Here is a 17,404-nt window from a genome sequence, read left to right as displayed (position 1 = left end):
TATACCCAACCTACATATATCATGCAGAACGTACTCATCATCGGCGCCCACGGACAGGTAGGGCAGCTGCTCACCGACCAACTGGCGGATTCGTCCGATTTCACGCCCCTGGCCCTGATCCGGAAGGCGGAGCAGCGATCGCTCTTCGCGGACAAGGGCGTCGAGGCACGCCTGGCCAGCCTGGAAGACGGCGTAGATGTCCTGGCAGACCAGATGGGCGGGGTAGACGCCATCGTATTTTCCGCGGGATCGGGCGGTAGTACCGGCCCCGACAAGACCCTCACGATCGATCTCGACGGAGCCGTAAAGGCCATGGAGGCCGCCCAACAAGCGGGCGTACGGCGCTTCGTCATCGTCAGCGCCCTCCACGCCGGCGACCGCAGCAAATGGACCAACCCCGACATGAAGCCCTACTACGTCGCTAAGCACTACGCCGACCGGATGTTGCAGGACAGCGGGCTCGAATACACCATCCTGCGTCCCGGGGCGCTGAAGGACGAGGACGGTACCGGCAGGATCAACACCCAGTCGCCCGACGACGGCAAGAGCGTCCCCCGCGCCGACGTAGCCCGTACGATCGTGGAGGTACTGCGCACGAAGGCGACCGTAGGCAAGGTCATTTCCTTCAACCGGGGGGATACGCCGATCGCGGAGGCCCTGGCCGCGCTCTAGCAACGAACCACCCCACTTGGTACTGGGCAGTGGATGCACACCGTCCCTACTGCCTGCTGCTGTACTCAACCCGCCACTATGTCAAGCATCTTCATCACCGGCTCCACCGACGGACTGGGTCAAATGGCCGCCCGGACCCTGATCCTGGACGGGCACTACGTATACCTTCACGCCCGCAACGACCGCCGCGCCGCGGATGCGCGCGCAGCTCTGCCCGGTGCGGCCGGCGTTCTGGTGGCCGACTTGTCCGACCTGGAAGCCGTTCGTCAACTGGCCCGGGACGCCAACGCGGTCGGCCCCTTTGCTACCGTCATGCATAATGCGGCGGTCTACCGCACCGACGGCCGCACTATTGCGGACGTCAACGTACTGGCACCCTACCTGCTGACCTGCCTGATGGAGCCACCGGAGCAGTTGATCTATCTCAGCTCCAACGACCACACCTGGGGGAAGTGGAAAGCCGGTGAACTGGGCGCCGCCGCTCCCGATATGACCTACGCCGACTCCAAGTTGCTCATCGCTACCTTCGCACTGGCCGTTGACCGGCGGTGGCCGGCGGTCCGGTCCAACGCCATCGATCCGGGCTGGGTGCCGACCAAGATGGGCGGGAAGGGGGCCCCCGACGACCTCGAACAGGGGTACGCCACGCAGGTATGGCTGGCGGAAGGCGCCTCGGCCGAAGCACGTACTTCGGGGCGTTACCTCTACCATAAGGGCGACGGGCAACTGCAGGATATCGCCCGCGACCCCGGTAAGCAGAATGAACTGATCAACCAATGTGAACAGGTAACCGGTGTGCGTTTTCCGGAGGCCGGCTGAGAGATAAATTGTCGAAGGCTATGATGAAAGCACACCCTACCGCCCGGTCCTTTTTAGCGGCGACCCGCAGCATGCTGGAGGAGCGGGAAGCCGAGAACAACCTGATCCTCGGACTGGCAACTACGCTAGCCGGCGATAGGACCTACTATGGGGAAGCACCGCCCCTGCTGGTCTCCGTACACGCAGGGGAGGCATGTATCGGTGCCGCGCTACGGACCCCCCCGCGCAACATCATCCTGTACGCGAGGCCGGGAGCTGCTACCACATTCGTACGCCAGCTCTGTACGTACCTGGTCGCGGAGGGTATCCGGATTCCGGGGGTTATCGGGCCGAAGGAAACCGTTGCCCGCTTCAGCGAAGCGTGGGCGAGGCAGGCAGGTGCCCAACCGATCGTGGAAGTGCGCGAGATGGTCTACCGGCTGGACACGGTAACCGCCGTCCCGGTAGCTCCAGGGCGCTTTCGGCGGGCGGAAGATTCAGATCGTGAACTGCTGAGGGAGTGGATGCTACAGTTTCACGCAGAGGCGGTGGAACCCATATCAGCAGTCGAGGCTGCCCAGCTGACCGACAGGAAGCTCTTGGAGGGCGCACTATACGTGTGGGAAAGGGAAGCGCCGGTCTCCCTGGCCGGGTGGGTGCGGCCCACGCGCAATGGAATCACCATTGGGCCCGTATACACCCCGGAAGCACACCGCGGGAAAGGTTACGCGACCAGCTGCGTCGCCAGGTTGAGTGATTTGCTTTTGGAGGAGTATAGCTTTTGCTCGCTGTTCACCGACCTGAGCAATCCGGTGTCCAACAGCATCTACCAGAAGATCGGGTTCCGACCCATCAATCCCGTTTTGCAGACCCGCTTCGAGTATCGGTGAGCTGGGGATTGCCGGCGGGCATTGCCGTTACGTAGCAGGTGGATACGGCAGGTTTCAGGCCCCGTGGCGAACTACTCCTATTGTTGGTCAAGACCAGCTTTGCCACGTGCATCCGCAGGGCCTGGCACCGCAGCGAACGGACGCAAACGAGTTCCCAGTGGCTGGGCGCATAAGTAACTTTTATTTTAAAAGCACTTTTTGTATTCTCGTAACGTTTGCGTAGTACTGATTTATTCCTGTGCCTACTCAACCGCTCCGTCCGATGACGAACACCCTCCCCCAGCATCAGCAAGCCGAAAATTTTGTCGCTCCGACCTCTATCGTCCGGGAGATCTGGGGCAAGGGCGATACCATCCTTTTCATCTTTGCCGGCGCGGCCGCGGAGTTCGCGGTGAATAAGGCGGTGGACTGGCTCTACTTCACGGGGCGGTTGCCGGCCGATCCCCTGGGAAGGTTGTTTTCTACGGTATCCTATGCCCGGACCATCGTTTTTGCGCGCAGGGAGGTGGCCCTGCGGGCCATTGACAGTATGGCGGCTATTCACGCGGTCGTGGAAGAGAAGCGTGGCCGGCGCATTCCCGACTGGGCCTACCGCGACGTACTCTTCATGTTGATCGACTACTCGATCCGGGCATACGAGGTGCTGGAGCGGCCACTGTCGGAGGCCGAACGGCGGGAGATTTTCACCGTCTTTCACCGCGTGGGTTCCCGGATGGGCGTACGGGGTTTGCCCGACGACTTCCCGGCCTGGCAGGCCATGCGCCGGGAACACCTGCAGGCAAACCTTGTCCGAAGTGACTATACGGTCGATCTGTACCGTCAGTACCGCAAGCACCTGGGGCCGGTACGCTACTTCCTCCTACGGGAGGCCCAGGCTCTGATCGTGCCGGAGCGGGTACGCGACCTGCTGGGGTTGCGCAGGTTTTCGCTACTGGGGCCGGTGCTCATGCTTTACAAGGCAAGCCATGCTATCGGGCTGGACCGGGCGATAAAGGCCCTGATTCTTCCAGCGGATTATAAGCGCGAGATCGACGATCTTGACCGCTTGCCTACCCGCACCGCCGGGCAGCCGTCCGCGCACTAAGTCGCGAACCCGGGGCGTTCGTCCTTCGCGTGAAACGCATGACGCCGGCTGGCCTCATGTCTTTCGCTTACCCTTTCGCGGGCTAAGCTGGCAAATTGGGTATCACCGGTTTATATTCGGGGAATTAAATTCCTGTATCTGACACGCTCATGCACAACGACGTAGTTCCCCTGAATCCATGTGATTATGCCGTGGAGGAGGGAATAGTAAAAGTGGGTGCACCTGCCCGATCCAACTTTATACGTAAGCCCGGGGCCATCGCACTGGATAATGCCGCTTTCTGCTGCGTCCACCAGGAAGGCGATTTTTCCCTTTCCGCGCGGGTGATTCTGTGGGGCGATCAGCCCGAGGACGGAGCTTTTTTAATGGTACGGGAGCATCGGGAACGGTGGGTGAAGATCACCCTGCGCCGGGAAGCGGACGGGGGCTGCCGGATCGTCTCCCGCCGGACCGACGGCTGGTCGGAGGATACGCTGGGAGACTGTCTTCACGTCCAGAGCTGTTACCTGCGGATCGTACGCCGGGGCGACCAGTTTTACCTGTACTATTCACTGGAACCCTACGGTTGGAAGCTGGTGGACTCCTTCAAACTCTCTATGGATTCGCGACTGTCCGTCGGGTTCGGTGCGCAGTCTCCCCGGGGAACGGGCTGTCAGGTGCGCGTCGAAGATATTCTTCTGAGCGACGTCATACTCACGGGCTTTCCGGAACGTAACTGATTCCGCGCCCGACGTCTTACCGCGCCTCATCCTCCCGCTGAATGCCCTCCGAGGTCATCACTATCCGCTGCAGCGTGCTGTCGGGGTTGTAGTACAACCGGTCGATGGCCACCGAACGGCGGTAGCTGCCGCCGTGAGGATTAATGCCACCGGTGTGGTAAATGAAGTAGTCTTTTCCCTGAAAGGTGATGATGGACTGGTGGTTGGTATTCGAGTTGCCGGCGATCTCGTTGAGGAGGCCTTTGTACTCCCACGGGCCCGTGATCGAGCGGGACATGGCGTAGGCGATCTTTTCCGGGAACTCGGTGGCGTAGGAGAGGTAGTACCAGTCGCCCCGTTTGTGGATCCAGGGGGCTTCGGTAAACTTGGGCAGGCCTTCGACGACCCGGATCTCACCGTCGAGTTCGATCATGTTGTCCTTCAGCGGAGCGTAGTAGAGGGCCGTATTGCCCCAGTAGAGCCAGGCCTGCCCGTCGTCCTCGATCCAGACGGTGGGGTCGATGTCGTCCCAGGTGATGTCGGTGGCCTTGGTCATGTCGTTCGTGATAAGGGCCGAGCCGCGGGCGTCCCGGAAGGGGCCGGTGGGCGAATCGGCGACGGCTACGCCGATGGACTTGCCAACGATGCTGTCGTGCTCCACGCTCACGTACCAGTAAAACTTGCCGTCGCGCTCCACCACCTGGGCGGCCCAGGCGTCGGCCTTCGCCCAGGTGAAGTCGCTCACGCTCAGGGGCACGGGGTGCTCCTCCCAGTCGACCATATTAGTGGAAGAATACACCAGCCAGTCGTTCATCCGGTAAAAATTGAAGTCGTTGGGAGCCTCGTCGTGGCCGGTGTAGAGGTACACGGTACCGTCGTGGACCAGGGCGGCGGGGTCGGCGGTGTACTGGTCGCGGATGACGGGGTTGTTGATCTCGGCCGGGGCCGTCCGGGCCGACGCGTCGACGGTTTCGGGCGTGTCGTCCGCCGGGGGGGCGGAGCAGGCCAGCAGGCCAAAGAGGAAGAACAGCGGGATCGTGTAGTGCATGATGAGTAGTAGATAATGAAGAGACACAACAATGTAGATATAATTGTCATAATGACAAATAAATATCACCTACTTTCTCAGGGCCTCTCGGGAATGAACCGGATAGCCTATCTTCCGCAGCTAATCCCGGCACCCGCGCCCTGCCGCCCTAAATCTCCGCCTTCATGCGTCCTTCGCTGTTCTTTTTCATTTACCTGGCGCTGTTCCCGGCCGCACCCGCCCTGCGTGCGCAGGAGGTTAGGGTACCCCTCGACTCGATCTACCTGAGCGACCCGTACGTACTGGCCGACCCGGTTACGCAGCGGTACTACCTGACCGGCAGCGGGGGCCGCATGTGGAGCAGCACCGATCTGAAGACCTGGGAGGGGCCCCGCCGCGTAACCGCCACCGACCCGGATTCCTGGATGGGCCCCGACCCCATGATCTGGGCCGCCGAGCTGCACGCATACCGCGATAAGTACTACTACTTTGCCACCTTTACCAACCGCGACGTCAAGATCGATACGGTAGACGGCAACGTCATCGAGCGGCGTGCCAGTCACGTACTGGTGAGCGACTCCGCCGCCGGCCCCTACCTGCCCATGGCCGACCCCACCTACCTCTCAGCCGACCGGCCCACGCTGGACGGTACCTTCTGGGTAGACCGCGCCGGCACCCCCTGGATGGTGTACTGCGAGGAATGGCTGCAGAACCGCAACGGTACCATGGAAAAGATCGAGCTCAAGCCCGACCTCAGCGGCACCGTCGGCGAACCCACCGTGCTTTTTCGTGCCAGCGATTCCCCGTGGAGCCGCGCCGACGTCGACGACGGCACCGAACGGCCAAATAAGGTCACCGACGGACCCTTCCTCTTCCGCACCGGTACCGGCCGGCTCGGGATGCTCTGGACCAGCTGGGTGTACGACGATTACGTACAGGGCGTCGCTTACTCCGAGAGCGGCACCCTCGACGGCCCCTGGATACAGGAGCCGCAGCCGATCACGCCACCCAACTTCGGCCACGGTATGCTCTTCCGCACCTTCGACGGTACGCTGCTGATGTCGGTGCACAGCCATAGCGTGGCATCTAACGGACGCTACCGGCGGCAGCCGCACTTTTTCCGGGTCGACGTGTCGGGCGACACGTTGGTGCTCGGCGCGCCCTATCACCCCTGAAGCCGCCGCCGCCACTAGCTGCCGGCGGCGTAGGTTCCGCCCTGCCTGGCCGAAGCTACCTCCGACAATCGCGCTCACGCCGGTGATCCAGGAAATTCTTCTCCACCAAGCGCGGCGGCTGCATGGGTAGCGGGCGTTCGGCACGGGCCCAGTAGTGGTGACCTCCATTCCCGTTTCTTCCTTCGGGTGTGTTTTTGAAGCACAATATTTCGATACCTTAGCTTCTGACGAGCAGGCTAATCCGGGTAGCTGGTGCACCCGCGTGCGCGCCGTTTCGTCACGTTTTCCGTTACCCAAAAGCCCAAAAATGAAAAATTTAGTCCTGTTGCTGTTGAGCATCTGTTGTCCGTTATTGTCCCTTGCGCAAACCGGCGCCCTGCGGGGGCGGGTGGTCGACGAAAGTACCCGGGGCCCCCTGGAAGGCGTTACTATCTTAGGCGGGGACGCAGGTGGAATGACCAGCGACCGCAACGGCGAATTCACCCTGTCCTGTACCGACTCCGTGCACCTGCGCCTGAGCTTCTTGGGCTACCGGACCCTGCAGCGGACGCTTGCCTGCGGGGACGCCGGTAGGGTAGTGATCGCCCTGGCTTCCGACGTCCAGGAACTGGGTACCGTGGAAGTGACCGCCACCTCCACCACCACGACCTCCCCCCTCGAGCAGCCGCGGGCCATCGTGAAGCTGGAAGAGACGGCCCTGGAGCGGTCCACCGGCCTTTACCTCGAGGACGCCATCAACACCAACGTGCCGGGGGTGACCATGCAGCGGCGGACCCAGTCGGGCGGGCAGCAGCTCAACATCCGGGGCTACGGCAGCGGCATCGGACCGCGGGGCGTGAGCAGCAACTTCGACGGACAGGGCGTGAAAGTGTACCTCAACGGCATCCCCGTCACCGATGCGGAGGGACTGACGGTACTGGACGACATCGACTTCGGATCGGTCTCCACCGCCGAGGTGCTGAAGGGGCCTGCCGGTACGCTCTACGGACTGGCCATCGCCGGCGTCCTGAACCTGGAGACCGAGCGGGCGCCGCGGGAGGTAACCTCCGTCGGACAGGAAGTGCTCGTGGGCAACTACGGATTGCTGCGGACGACCACCCGCCTCCGCATCGGGGGCAAGACCTCCTCGGTGCTGGTCAACTACGGCCACCAGGAATTCGGGGGCTTCATGCCGCATACGGAGTCGCGCAAGGACTTCGCGAACCTGCTCGGCGACTTCCGCCTTAACGACAAGCAGACCGTGACCACCTACCTGGGCTACGCCGACAGCTACGACGCGCGCAACGGGGAACTGAGTATCGCGCAGTACGAGAGCCTGGACTACTTTGGCAACCCCCGCTATATAAAGAACAATGCCCACTCCGCCGTCCGCACCTTCCGCGCGGGCATCGGCCACCACTACCGCTTCGGCGCGCACCTCTCCAATACCACGACGCTGTTCGGCTCCGCCCAGAACCTGGACAACAGCTCCGCCGGCGGCTGGACCGACAAGCAACCCGCCAACTATGGCCTCCGCTCCGTCTTCGAAACCCGCTTTGCGCTGGGCGGGGAAACGCAGCTCTCCGGCATCACCGGCGTAGAGGCGCAAAAAATGAACGCCCAGACGATCGGCTACGGCATGGGCCCCGACAGCTCCCACCTGGAAGGCTACAACATCATCACCAGCCTGCGCAGCGATCAGGCAACCATCAATTCGACGGTGTCGTACTTCACCCAGTGGACCCTCGACCTGCCCCGCCGGTTCAGCCTCACCGCCGGGGTAGGGGTGAGCAGCATGCACCTGCGGCTGGAGGACCGCCTCTGGGGGCTTTCCAACAATCACCCCGGCAACGCCCGCCTGCCCGTCTACGACCGCAAGTACACCAACCTGCTGTCCCCCTCCCTGGCGATCAACAAGCAACTGGGCGCGGTGGCTTCCGTCTACGCCGCCTACTCGAGCGGCTACAAGGCACCGGTGAGCGGCAACATCCTGATCTCCACGACGGGCGAATTGAACACCGGCCTCACCCCCGAGCACGGCGTGCAGCTGGAAGTGGGCACCAAGGGCAGCTTCCTGGCCGGCCGCCTGGCGTATACCCTGGCCGCCTTCCAGACGAAATTCAAGGACAAGTTTACCACCATCACGGTGCAGAATCCCGAGAACACCGCCACCCTCTACTCTTACATCGTCAACGGCGGCCGGCTCAACAACCAGGGCCTGGAAGTGGCGGCGAGTTACGACGCCGTCCGGGCGGGGACGGGCTTCATGACGGAGGTGCGGCCCTTCGCTAACCTCACCTATTCCGATTTTACCTACGAGGAGTACCGGTTTGAGTCCGTGGGCAAGAACGCGGCCAATGGCGACAGCACCGTGGTCCAGGACTATTCCGGCAAGGCGGTGGCGGGTGTCGCACCCGTTGTCTTTAACCTCGGCGTAGACGTGGCTACCCGGGCCGGCGTCTACGGCAATGCCTACTACAACTACCGCGGCCGCATGCCCTTCACTTCCGACGGCGTCAACGAGACCGACCCCTACGGGCTGCTAAACGCCAAGGTGGGGGTCCGCAAACGTTTCGGCCACCTGTCCCTCGACCTCTACGCCGGCGCCTACAACCTGACGGGGGCCCAATACTACCAGATGGTCTTCGTGAACCAGCTGCCGGATGCCTACATCCCCGGTCCCAACGAAGCCAACTTCTTCGGCGGGATCAACCTCAGTTATACCCTCTAGTCAGGCACCGACAAACGCCCACCGAACCGTGAGATATTCCTTTCTGCTTTTACTGTTTGCCGTGACCGTCCTGGGCTGTGGCCGCTTCGACAACCCCGACGAAAAGATGGACGAGGGGGAGCGCATCGTGGTCATCTCCAAGCAGTACGCCGAGATCATGTATGCCCTGGGTGCCACGGAAAATCTGGTGGCCGTAGACCTGTCGAGCACCTACCCGCCGGAGATCAAAGAGCTGCCCACCGTAGGCTATCACCGGGCCCTGGCTGCCGAGCCCATCCTGGCCATGAAGCCTACCCTGATCCTGCACGACAACAACATCGGACCGGAACCGGTGGTCACCCAGCTGGAGGAGTTGGAGATCCCGATGAGGACCTTCGGCCACTACGGCAACACGATCGCGGGCACCGACTCGCTGATTCGGGAAATGGGTGCCTACTTCGGTAAAGAGGCCGCGGCCGACTCCCTCGTCCGGAAGCTCGACGCCGATATGGAGCGGGCACTGGCGGCGGCCGGTCAGTACACCGAAACCCCCACGGTGCTGATCATCCACTACGGGCGCGCCTCCAACGTGTACCTCGTGATGACTGAAAACAGTACCGCCGCCCGCCTACTGGAATGGGCCGGCGGAAAAACGGCCGTGGCGGGCGAGCGGGAGATGGCCCAGATTTCCCCCGAGGTGATCGCCGCGGCGGACCCGGATATCATCCTGCTCACCGATTTCGGCTACGACCGACTGGACGACGGCGGGGAAGTCGTGCAGCTGCCGGGGGTATCCACCACGAACGCCTACCGGGACGGCCGGGTATTCCGCGTCGAGGAGCACGATATGGTGTACCTGGGGCCCCGCACGGGGGAGGTCGTGCTCCGCCTGCAGCAACTTATTCATCCGGATGCGGGGCGGTAGGTCGGCGGGAATATACCTGGTGCTGGTCGTCCTGCTGTTTCTGCTCGCGCTCGCATCCGTCATATTCGGGGCGGTGGAGATCACCGTGGGGGAGATTGGGAGCGCCCTCGCCCACGCCCTAAGCGGCGAAACACTCGCGAGTTTGAACGAGCGCATTTTCCTGCAGATCCGCCTGCCGCGGGTCATCATGGGCATCTTCGTCGGGGCCACCCTCACCATCGGCGGGGTACTGCTGCAGGCGCTCTTCCGCAACCCGATCGTGGAGCCCGGCCTGGTCGGTACCTCCAGTGGGGCGGCCTTCGGGGCCTCACTCTACTTCGTGCTGGGCGCGGCGTTCGGGATCGAGCTGGGGGAGTGGGGGCTGCCCCTGGCCGCCTGTATCGGGGGGATGGTCTCTACGACCCTGGTCTTCTACCTGGCTCGGTCGCGGGACAGCGGCCGCAGCTCGGTGATCGCCCTGTTGCTCACCGGGGTGGCGGTCAACGCCCTCTTCCTCAGCGGGGTCGGCTTCCTGTCGTACATCGCCCGCGACCCCCAGGCCCGCTCGATCACCTTCTGGAACCTGGGCACCCTGTCCGGGGCCTACTGGGGGGCGGTGGGCATCGTGGGTGCGGTCACGGGGATCGGGCTGTGGCTCAGCCTGCGCTACGCCAAGCAACTCAACGCCCTGATGCTGGGCGAGCAGGAAGCGCAGTTGCTCGGCGTAAGTCTCGGTCAACTGAAGCTGAAGGTGCTGGCGGTGAACGTAGTCATGGTCGCCGTAGCCACGGCCTTCGTGGGCGTGATCGCTTTCGTGGGACTGATCGTCCCCCACTTTCTGCGGATGCTCAACGGGTCGGACAACCGCTTTCTCCTCGGGGCGGGCGCGTTGACGGGGGCCATCGTGCTGACGGCCTCCGACCTGGCGGCCCGGCTGCTCGTGAGTCCGGCCGAACTGCCATTGGGCATCGTGACCTCCGTGATCGGTACGCCGATCTTCATCCTTCTGCTCCGGCGCACCAACTACCTCTTCTAGCATGATCAGCCTGGAAAACGTATCGTTTGCGGTAAAGAAAAAAGAGTTGGTGCGCGAGGTGTCGGCCGAGTTCGCCCCGGGAAAGATGCACCTGATCCTCGGGCCGAACGGGGCGGGAAAATCAACGCTGGTCAGGCTCATCAGCGGGGAGCTGGCACCCTCGACCGGGGCGATCCACTTCGACGGGACAAACCTCCGGGACCTCTCCCTCCTCCAGCAGGCCCGGCGGCGGGCGGTACTCTCCCAGAACCTGGAACTGACCTTTCCCCTCAGCGTCGGGGAGGTGGTAATGCTGGGCCGCTACCCCCACTTCACGGACCGGCCCCGGGCGGAGGACCTCGCGATCCGGGAGGAAGCGATGCGCCTCTTCGGCGTCCTCGCCATGCAGGACCGGAATTACCTCACCCTGAGCGGCGGAGAAAAACAGCGGGTGCAGTTCGCCCGCGTCTTCGCCCAGATCTGGACGGCGGTAGCGGATCGGCCCCGCCTGTTACTGCTGGACGAACCGCTCACCTTCCTGGATATTTTCTACCAGTACGACCTCATGAGGAAGATCCGGGACTTCATGTCCGGTAACCCCGGGCTCACCGTCATCGGCGTGGTCCACGACATCAACATTGCCGCCAAGTTTGCGGACCAGATCCTTCTGCTCCGGAACGGTACGGTCTTCGCGCACGGCGATCCCCGCACGGTACTTACCGAGAAGAGCATCCTTGAGGTGTTCCGGGTCGTCATCCAGGATCGTTTCGAGATTAATTGATCCTTCCGCTCCACGAGCCGAAAGGACATCCCGTAGCGTCCTGATCCGGCCCGCAACCCCGCCCCGGCTGCCGGGTTCCTAGAGACGATGGAACAACGCGATCTGATCAAGGAAGAAGCCGAGCGTCCTGGAAACGCGCTGGGCAAGGTGATCAGCCAATTTTTTAAGCTCCGGGAGGAGACCCACGGCGAGGAGGACGTCGCGGCAACGGACCGCGAGCTGGTCGACCTCGACCTCGATCCCGAGGTACTGGTAGCGCTGTCCGCGCCGGAATTGGAGGCCTACTTCCTGGACCGCCGCCTTTCCGGTCCGGCCCTGAAGCCCCTGGCGCACTACTTCTACGCGCTGGGGCATTTCGCCCCCGCCCTGCGCGTGTTTGATTTGGCGGAGCGGGATGCTGAAGCCCTCACCTTGGGGGCTATGACGTTGAGGACACGGATCGCCCGCGCGCTTCGGGGCGAGTAAGGAACGCTCATTACTTAGACCAGGCTATCTTATGCCCATGCATTTGACTGCCCGACTATCCCTCCCCTTTTGCTTGTTTCTCATCTGGTTGTCTTTGCCAATGCCGTTGCAGGCCCAGGGAAGAACGTTCGAAGTTTTTGCTCCGGGCCGGGCGCCTGCCCTCTACCTCGAAAGCGGGACGGACAGCCTGCTGCGGTGGGCGGCGGAGGACCTCGCGACGGACCTGGAGCAGCTTTCCGGGCAGTCCATAGTCCTCAGAACCACAGGTGCTTACGATCCCGCCAGGCCCGGCATCTACATTGGACTGGCCGGCGGCGCGCTGGTGCGGAGCTTTCCGGTAACGCCAACGGCTGAACTACCGACGGGCTGGGAAGCCTTCGCCCTGCGGGAGGCGAACGGCAGCCTGCTGGTCACCGGCAGCGACGTGCGGGGCACGGTCTACGGCATCTTCGACCTGGCCGAGCGGCTGGGCATTTCCCCCTGGAAGTGGTGGGCCGACGTGGCCGTGACCCCCCGCGACCGGGCCATCCTGGAGCTGCCGGCGGAAGGCATCTCCGAAGCGCCCGGCGTGCGGTATCGGGGCATCTTCCTGAACGACGAGGACTGGGGACTGCAGCCCTGGGCGGCCGCCACCTTCGAGCCGGAGATCGGAGATATCGGACCTCGGACCTACGAGCGGATCTTTCAGCTCCTGCTGCGACTTAAGGCCAACACTATCTGGCCGGCCATGCACCCCTCCACGCAGGCCTTCTTCACCATTCCCGGCAACCGGGAGATGGCGGAGCGGTACCAGATCTACGTAGGCAGCTCCCACGCCGAACCCATGCTGCGCAACAACGTGGGGGAGTGGGACCACGAGCGCTACGGGGCGTACAACTACCTCGAGAATGCGGATACCATCCGCGCCTACTGGGGCGAACGGGTGGCGGAAACCACGGCCGACAACTACCTCTACACGGTCGGGATGCGGGGCATCCACGATTCCGGTATGGAGGGAGACGCCACCACCGAAGAGCGGGTGGAACTCCTCGATAAGATCATCGCCGACCAGCGCGCCATGCTTGAGCGCGAAAAGGGTACTCGCGCCGCGGAGATCCCGCAGTTCTTCGTCCCCTACAAGGAAGTGCTGGAGCTTTACGACGCCGGGCTGGAGGTACCCGAGGACGTGACGCTGGTGTGGACCGACGACAACTACGGCTACATCCGCCGCCTCAGCGAGGATGCTGAACGGGAGCGCTCCGGAGGCAGCGGCGTGTACTATCACCTCAGCTACTGGGGGCGCCCCCACGACTACCTGTGGCTGTCCACCATCCAACCCGGACTGATCTGGTACGAAATGCAGCGGGCCTACGCGAATGGCGCGCGCAACATCTGGATCGCGAACGTTGGCGACATCAAGCCCGGCGAATACAGTATGGAGTTTTTCCTCGACCTGGCTTGGGATCCGGAAAGCATCGGACCGGACGACATCCACGATCACCTCACCGCCTGGGCTGCCCGCGAGTTCGGGTCGGACGTAGCCGGAGAGGTTGCCGCACTCCTGAGCGAGCACTACCGCCTGGCCATGCTCCGCAAGCCCGAATACATGGGCTGGAGCCAGACGGAACCCACTACGGGTACCGCCCCGGCCGCCTTCACCACCGCCAACGGCGACGAGCTACAGCGCCGCATTGACGCCTACCGCGACCTGTACGAACGGTCCAAAGCATTGGCGGGTAAACTGGGCGAGGGCCGCCGCGACGCCTATTTTCAACTGGTCGACTACCCGGTCCGCGGCGCGGCCCTGCTGAACGAGACCTACGGCTACGCCAAGCAGGCCCTGCTGGCCAGGGACAATGGTGAGCGACAGCGATTACGGAAGGCCTCCCGGACCGCCCACGATGAGATCGGCGTACTTACCCGCTACTACAACACCCTACTGGCCGGCGGCAAGTGGGCGGGCATGATGAACGCCGCCCCGCGCGGCCTCCCCGTTTTTGACGAACCGGATTTCAGCGGGCTGGCGGCGGCGGACTATACGGTCGAGCCGGCCGGTGACCTGCCCGAACCGCTGACCCTACCCGCCGCCGGTTTTGGTGATCACCGGGCACCCGTCGGCTTCCGCTGGCAAACCGTCACCGGCCTGGGCTACGGCGGAGCGGCCCTCACGCTGCTGCCGGCCACCACCGCCCGCTTTACGGACGATGCTCCCTACGTGGAATATTCCTTCGAGGTGGAAAGGGCAGGAACGTACACCGTCGAGATCCGCTGTCTGCCTACCCACGCTAACGATTTTGACCACGAATTGCGGGCCCGCTTCAACGGGGGAAAAATCTATTACTTCTCGCTCAACACCCGGGGACGCAGTGAAGCGTGGAAAGAGTTCGTACTGGGCAACCACGTCCCGGCTACCTTCGACGTTACCGTGGATGCGCCCGGTACCCAGACGCTAAAGCTGTACGTCAACCAGACCGGTATCGTGATCGACCAGCTCGCGGTGTACCCCGCCGGTTACCCCGACTTTTACGAGTTGCGGCGGTAGGCAACCGTTTACTGGAGTTCCCGTCGGTCGTGCTGTCTTCGCTACGGGCACGAAAAAACCCCGTCCGGCACGGCCGGACGGGGTTCTCTGACAATAGACGGGGAGGGGCTCACGCACCAACCACTTCCCCGCGGGTAGGCTGGTGGATGGACTCCGCCTTGCCGTCCAGCTGGCCGGACTTCGAATGCAGGGATTCCATGTCGATCACGTGGCGGAATTCGTGGTCGGTGGTGTCCTCCCGCAGCTTGGTGAAGACCTCGTTGATGCGGTCCATCTCGATGACTTCGATCTTCGGCCGGATGTTGTGCCTGGCGCAGAGGTCGATGACCTCCTGGGTCTCCTTCACGCCGCCGATCAGGGAGCCGGCGATCTCGATCCGGTTGAAGACCACGTCGGCCGGTACGAATTCGGGGATCTTGATGAAGTTGCCGACCATGACCAGGCTGGAATTCTTCTTCATCAGGGGGATGAAGTCGGACAGGTCGAAGGGGTAGGGGATGGTGTTGATCATCAGGTCCAGGCTCATGGCGTGCGCTTCCATGGCGTCCTCGTCACTGGTCACCACCACCTCGTCGGCACCGAGCGCCAGGATAGTGTCCCGCTTGCTCTTGTGACCGGTGAAGGCGATCACCTTGGCGCCCAGCGCCTTTCCGAGCTGCACGGCCATGTGGCCCAGTCCGCCGATACCGGCGACGCCCAGCGTCTGGCCGGCCTGCAGGTTCCAGTGCTTCATGGGGGAGTAGGTAGTCACGCCCGCGCACAGGATGGGGCCGGCGTACTGCGGCTCAATGGCGTCGGGGATGGTGATGGCGAACTCCTCGCGCACGACCATGTGGGTGGTGTAGCCGCCGTAAGTGTTGGAACCGTCGGGGACGGTGGGTCCGTTGTAGGTCAGGGTAGCGCCCTTCGGACCGGTACAGTACTGTTCCATGTCGTTCTTGCACTCGTCGCACTGCTGGCAGCTGTTGACCATGCAGCCGACCCCGATGAGGTCGCCTTCCTTAAATTTGGAGACGCCGTCGCCCACGGTGGTCACGCGACCGATGATCTCGTGTCCGGGAACGCAGGGGTAGACGGAGTTGTCCCAGTCGTCGTTGACCTGATGGACGTCCGAGTGACAGACGCCGCAGTAGATGACCTTGAAGCCGATCTCGCCGGCCCGGGGGTCTTTGCGGTCGAATACTACGGGTCCGAGTTCGTCCTTGGCTTCGATGGCGCCGTAACCGTAAACTTTCATAAAATGGTGGTTTGGTTGGGTGTGGTTAAGTGATGGAAAGAACCGGGCGACCCGCCGGCCGGTGGGGGTGATCACGCAAGATCGCCTGGACCTCGGGCAATGCCAGTTTCGGTTGGGACTATCGAATCGATCGTGGGTCCTTACGGTTCAGGAGTTTGCCAAATAATTATCTGATTCGACTGAAGGGGCCGGTGAATATAGTGTTAGACATATTCACTCGGCCCTCATGGGGTTTCTCGGTCCGCTCGTTCTACTGCTTGTCGGCGGCTTCGCCCAGCCACTTTGCCGGCACCTGGATGATCGTCATGTTGTGGACGTCGTCGAAGCCGGTATTCACGAAGTTGTCGTTGGGGCTGTCGAAGTTGGCTACCCACAGCTTGTCGCCCACGAGCAGGGGTTCGCAGGGTTGATCCATCTTACCGTCTGCACCGTTGGTGTCACCGTTCTCGGCCAGCGTATGTACCGTGCCGTCTGGGGTGACGAGCCGTAGCGCGTTGGCCTGGGAGTCGGCGATGTAGAGGTTATCGGTATTGCGGTCGATGAAGATGCCGTCGCAGCTCGGAATCTTGCCGTAGTCGACAAAGACGTCGCGGGAGTCTACGGTTCCGTCCTCCTTAAGGGTGTACTTGAACACGCGACCGTCGCTGAACATGCCGACGAACATATTGCCTTCGCTGTCAAAGTCCATACCGTCGGTACCCATGGCCTTGCCGTTCGGCTGGCGAATGGCGTGCAGCGTATCGATGAGGTAACGGGCGGTCATGCTCTTCTCCACGTGGATCGAGTCGTTCAGAGCGTCGAGCGGGAAGCGCCAGATGCCGCTGGTGTTGGACGTGGAGTCCATTTCCCACTTGGTATCGGTAACGTACAGCGCGCCGTCGTGCCAGCGCACGGCGTTCGGGTGCTTGAGGCCGGTGGCTACCACGTCGACGCCGGTCGGCTTGCCTTCCTTCATGTTGAGGCGCAGGATGCGGGAGGCGTAATCCTTGCTGCTGTAGTACTGGTTGTCGGCGATGTAGAGATTACCGTCGGGGCCGAAGGAGATGCCCATCGGACCGGCCTTCTTCGTGTCGGGGCTGGCCGGGGAAGCGTAGAAAACACTCCACTCGTAGTCGGGCGTCACCTTGAGAATGAGGCCGGGATACTTCGTGTTGTTGAAGTTGGGGTTGGAAACGTAGACGTTGCCCGCCTGGTCCAGGGCCATGCCGTCGGGCTGGGACAGGTAATCGGGAAAGGAAAAGAGCATGTGCTGCTCACCGGCTTGGAGCTCGGTATCGGGGGTGAAATCGGCCTGTACGTCCTGGGCGGTCAGGTTCAGGGTAAGCAGACAGAGTAGGGGGGCTAGCTTTCGCATGGGGTGATATGTTGGTTAGGGGATACTGATATAGGTGGCCCCGTCGGCCGGTTGTTTGGCTATCCGGAGACTTTACCGTTACGTGACCGCCCCG

15 protein-coding genes are annotated in these 17,404 nt (G+C 62.7%); 12 read left to right on the top strand and 3 right to left on the bottom strand.

Annotated elements, in window-relative coordinates; translation table 11 throughout:
- The first annotated feature begins 21 nt into the window (after positions 1–21).
- The 5 genes from DQG19_RS13490 (at position 22) to DQG19_RS13470 (ending at position 4,163) form a co-directional block, all read left to right on the top strand.
- Positions 22–672 carry an SDR family oxidoreductase gene (locus DQG19_RS13490; RefSeq protein ID WP_116126786.1) on the top strand — a complete coding sequence of 217 codons (651 nt, stop codon included), beginning with the start codon at positions 22–24 and terminating at the stop codon, positions 670–672.
- 78 nt (positions 673–750) lie between these two features.
- Complete coding sequence (locus DQG19_RS13485; RefSeq protein ID WP_116126785.1) at positions 751–1,491, top strand: SDR family NAD(P)-dependent oxidoreductase; 741 nt, start codon at positions 751–753, stop codon at positions 1,489–1,491.
- 20 nt (positions 1,492–1,511) lie between these two features.
- Positions 1,512–2,360, top strand: coding sequence for a GNAT family N-acetyltransferase (locus DQG19_RS13480; protein WP_116126784.1), 849 nt, complete (start codon positions 1,512–1,514; stop codon positions 2,358–2,360).
- Between the two features lie 262 nt (positions 2,361–2,622).
- A complete protein-coding gene (locus DQG19_RS13475) occupies positions 2,623–3,444 on the top strand; it encodes an oxygenase MpaB family protein (protein WP_116126783.1) in 822 nt (273 codons plus the stop codon).
- A 149-nt stretch (positions 3,445–3,593) separates the two neighbouring features.
- The gene (locus tag DQG19_RS13470; RefSeq protein WP_116126782.1) at positions 3,594–4,163 is read left to right on the top strand and encodes a DUF1349 domain-containing protein; all 570 of its coding nucleotides are present in this window, start codon (positions 3,594–3,596) and stop codon (positions 4,161–4,163) included.
- Positions 4,164–4,179: 16 nt separating this feature from the next.
- Here the strand turns inward: DQG19_RS13470 and DQG19_RS13465 are convergent, their stop codons facing one another.
- A complete protein-coding gene (locus tag DQG19_RS13465) occupies positions 4,180–5,190 on the bottom strand; it encodes a glycoside hydrolase family 43 protein (protein ID WP_116126781.1) in 1,011 nt (336 codons plus the stop codon).
- Between the two features lie 164 nt (positions 5,191–5,354).
- On the opposite strand from DQG19_RS13465, the gene DQG19_RS13460 reads away from it, so the two are divergent.
- The 7 genes from DQG19_RS13460 (at position 5,355) to DQG19_RS13430 (ending at position 14,719) form a co-directional block, all read left to right on the top strand.
- Positions 5,355–6,344 carry a glycoside hydrolase family 43 protein gene (locus DQG19_RS13460; protein ID WP_116126780.1) on the top strand — a complete coding sequence of 330 codons (990 nt, stop codon included), beginning with the start codon at positions 5,355–5,357 and terminating at the stop codon, positions 6,342–6,344.
- Positions 6,345–6,651: 307 nt separating this feature from the next.
- Complete coding sequence (locus DQG19_RS13455; RefSeq protein ID WP_116126779.1) at positions 6,652–9,054, top strand: TonB-dependent receptor; 2,403 nt, start codon at positions 6,652–6,654, stop codon at positions 9,052–9,054.
- Between the two features lie 28 nt (positions 9,055–9,082).
- Entirely contained in the window at positions 9,083–9,958 is an 876-nt protein-coding gene (locus DQG19_RS13450) for a hemin ABC transporter substrate-binding protein (protein ID WP_116126778.1), read from the top strand.
- Entirely contained in the window at positions 9,945–10,973 is a 1,029-nt protein-coding gene (locus DQG19_RS13445) for a FecCD family ABC transporter permease (protein WP_116126777.1), read from the top strand. The genes DQG19_RS13450 and DQG19_RS13445 overlap by 14 nt, the downstream gene beginning before the upstream one ends.
- A gap of 1 nt (position 10,974) precedes the next feature.
- A complete protein-coding gene (locus DQG19_RS13440) occupies positions 10,975–11,733 on the top strand; it encodes a heme ABC transporter ATP-binding protein (protein ID WP_116126776.1) in 759 nt (252 codons plus the stop codon).
- 87 nt (positions 11,734–11,820) lie between these two features.
- Positions 11,821–12,198, top strand: a complete 378-nt coding sequence (locus DQG19_RS13435; RefSeq protein WP_116126775.1) for a hypothetical protein — start codon at positions 11,821–11,823, stop codon at positions 12,196–12,198.
- A gap of 100 nt (positions 12,199–12,298) precedes the next feature.
- A complete protein-coding gene (locus tag DQG19_RS13430) occupies positions 12,299–14,719 on the top strand; it encodes a glycosyl hydrolase 115 family protein (RefSeq protein WP_198661746.1) in 2,421 nt (806 codons plus the stop codon).
- 109 nt (positions 14,720–14,828) lie between these two features.
- Here the strand turns inward: DQG19_RS13430 and DQG19_RS13425 are convergent, their stop codons facing one another.
- Both DQG19_RS13425 and DQG19_RS13420 read right to left on the bottom strand, forming a co-directional pair.
- Positions 14,829–15,956 (bottom strand): NAD(P)-dependent alcohol dehydrogenase, encoded by a 1,128-nt coding sequence (locus DQG19_RS13425; RefSeq protein ID WP_116126773.1) that lies wholly within the window; start codon positions 15,954–15,956, stop codon positions 14,829–14,831.
- A gap of 250 nt (positions 15,957–16,206) precedes the next feature.
- On the bottom strand, positions 16,207–17,310 hold the full coding sequence (locus DQG19_RS13420; protein WP_116126772.1) for an SMP-30/gluconolactonase/LRE family protein: 1,104 nt from the start codon (positions 17,308–17,310) through the stop codon (positions 16,207–16,209).
- Positions 17,311–17,404: the final 94 nt, after the last annotated feature.

Origin of the sequence: Lewinella sp. IMCC34183, assembly GCF_003390915.1 — a bacterium.
Classification (GTDB): Bacteria; Bacteroidota; Bacteroidia; order Chitinophagales; family Saprospiraceae; genus Neolewinella.
Note: the sequence above shows the minus strand (reverse complement) of the source record. Positions and strands in the feature narration are given on the sequence as shown.